We start from the raw sequence: 545 nt of genomic DNA on the forward strand, positions 1-545 counted from the left end.
CAGGGGCAGGGAATGATCAAGATCCGTTTTGAATTGCAACGTAAAGGGGTTGATAGCGAATTAGTTGCCTGGGCATTTGAAGCGGCAGATATTGACTGGTTTGAGTTAGCTGTAGATCGGTATAAACGAAAATATAAAGCAGCGTTAGCCGTCGATGATTATAAAGAGCGGGCTAAAAGAATGCGTTTTATGTCGCAAAGAGGCTTCACCTCGGAGCAAATTAATCACGCCATTACTATCGGTCATGAAGGCATTTGAGTCTCCATTGGAGCTCTGCTTGTATGAAATTCGATCAGAAATGCGCTTAAAACAAAAAAATTCGTAGATTTTATCCTCTCGTTATATACTACCTCGCCATTTTTATAATGATTTCTAAGCCTTTTTCTATGTTTTTGTATTGTTTAGAAAGAGTGCTGATGACCGTCAGGTATTACGAGCGATTAAAACCATGAAAAATATGACAAGTGCTGAACTGCGTCAGGCCTTTTTGGAATATTTCCAGAGCCATGGGCATGAGATTGTGGAAAGTAGTTCACTGATTCCTG

1 protein-coding gene is annotated in these 545 nt (G+C 40.2%); it reads left to right on the forward strand.

Annotated features, from left to right (window positions below; translation table 11 throughout):
* On the forward strand, positions 1–258 hold a 258-nt coding region (locus QWI17_RS04755), incomplete at its 5' end, for a regulatory protein RecX (protein ID WP_302721372.1).
* Positions 259–545: the final 287 nt, after the last annotated feature.

The organism is Gilvimarinus gilvus (genome assembly GCF_030518155.1).
Lineage (GTDB): Bacteria > Pseudomonadota > Gammaproteobacteria > Pseudomonadales > Cellvibrionaceae > Gilvimarinus > Gilvimarinus gilvus.